The 1,385-nt window shown below is 38.7% G+C and carries 2 protein-coding genes and 1 pseudogene; all 3 read left to right on the forward strand.

Annotation, left to right across the window (positions count from 1 at the left end; translation table 11 throughout):
• A pseudogene (locus H540_RS0122250) lies at positions 1-312 on the forward strand (acyl-CoA thioesterase); the annotation flags it as partial.
• Positions 313-596: 284 nt separating this feature from the next.
• Positions 597-1,205 carry a succinate dehydrogenase cytochrome b558 subunit gene (locus tag H540_RS0122255; RefSeq protein ID WP_028402438.1) on the forward strand — a complete coding sequence of 203 codons (609 nt, stop codon included), beginning with the start codon at positions 597-599 and terminating at the stop codon, positions 1,203-1,205.
• A gap of 31 nt (positions 1,206-1,236) precedes the next feature.
• Positions 1,237-1,385 (forward strand): FAD-binding protein (locus H540_RS32545; RefSeq protein WP_155891117.1); only part of this gene is annotated, 149 nt, incomplete at its 3' end.

Raw genomic sequence — 1,385 nt, forward strand, 5'->3', positions numbered from 1 at the left:
TGTTTTGAATCGTATGTGACATGGACCGGTACATCATCCATGGAGGTTTTTGTGAAAATTATTGCCGAAGACTTAAGAAGCGGCAAGCGTACAATCGCAGCAACTGCACTATTAACATTTGTCGCACTTGATGAGCATAAACGTCCAGCACCTGTTCCACAAGTCATTCCGGAAACAGAAGAAGAGAAAAAATTACATGAAACCGCGCCAGATCGAGCAAGAATGCGTAAAGAAAGAAAACAAAAAAGCAAAGAGTTGGCCGACTTTTTAACGACAGAATATCCTTGGAAGCCTCCATATGTATATAACTGACTTATAGATTCAGCATAAAATTGAAGTTTGGATAGTAAATACATGTATTTAAATAAAAGAAGACCGCGTTAAAGAATAGTGTTAATTTTCGGTTACACATAGCATATGGAAATGTCGAAATTATAATTTACTCATTTATAGAAGTATAAGATCTGAGGATAAAAACTTGCACTCATTTTATAAAATTTGCTTAAGGTTTGCAGATTAACAAAATTTGATAAATAGATAGGAACAGCACTATTCTCAAAATCAAAATGTTTATTTCATCAACGGAGGTTTAACGTATGGCGGCAAACAAAGAGTTTTTTTATCGCAAATTGCATTCATTGTTAGGCGTTATCCCGATTGGGATTTTTCTTATTCAGCACTTAGTAGTGAATCATTTTGCGACAAAAGGGCCTGAGGCCTTTAATGAAGCTTCACGTTTTATGGGGAACTTGCCTTTTCGCTACGCATTAGAGATTTTTATTATTTTCTTACCCATTTTATCCCATGCGATTTATGGTCTTTATATTGCATTTACAGCCAAGAATAACGTAAACAACTATGGCTATTTCCGAAACTGGATGTTCTTATTGCAGCGCATCTCGGGCGTCGTTACACTTATCTTCATTTCATGGCATGTGTGGGAAACGAGAATTCAAGCCGCTCTTGGAGCGGAAGTCAATTATGAAATGATGGCCAATATTCTGCATAGTCCAGCCATGTTGGTATTTTATATAATTGGAATTCTTTCTACGGTATTCCATTTTGCGAACGGCTTATGGTCTTTCGGGATCAGTTGGGGGCTTACAGTAACCCCTCGCTCGCAGAGGATTTCGACATATGTGACATTAGGAATTTTCGTAGCGCTAGCTTTCGTAGGTGTTCGTGCGGTTTTAGCGTTTGTATAATTTAAACTAGGTTTAAAGGAGTAGGGGTACGATGAGTAAAGGGAAACTTATTGTAGTCGGCGGCGGCTTAGCCGGCTTAATGGCAACGATTAAGGCAGCGGAGGCAGGTGTCAAAGTTGACTTGTTTTCGTTAGTACCAGTAAAACGTTCTCACTCGGTTTGTGCGCAAGGCGGTATTAA

The sequence above is a fragment of the Ectobacillus panaciterrae DSM 19096 genome (assembly GCF_000430785.1).
Taxonomy (GTDB): Bacteria; Bacillota; Bacilli; order Bacillales; family Bacillaceae_G; genus Ectobacillus; species Ectobacillus panaciterrae.

Bases quoted from the DNA above. Each gene is read 5' to 3' on its own strand.
- H540_RS0122255 (WP_028402438.1), top strand. From the start codon at position 597: ATGGCGGCAAACAAAGAGTTTTTTTATCGCAAATTGCATTCATTGTTA.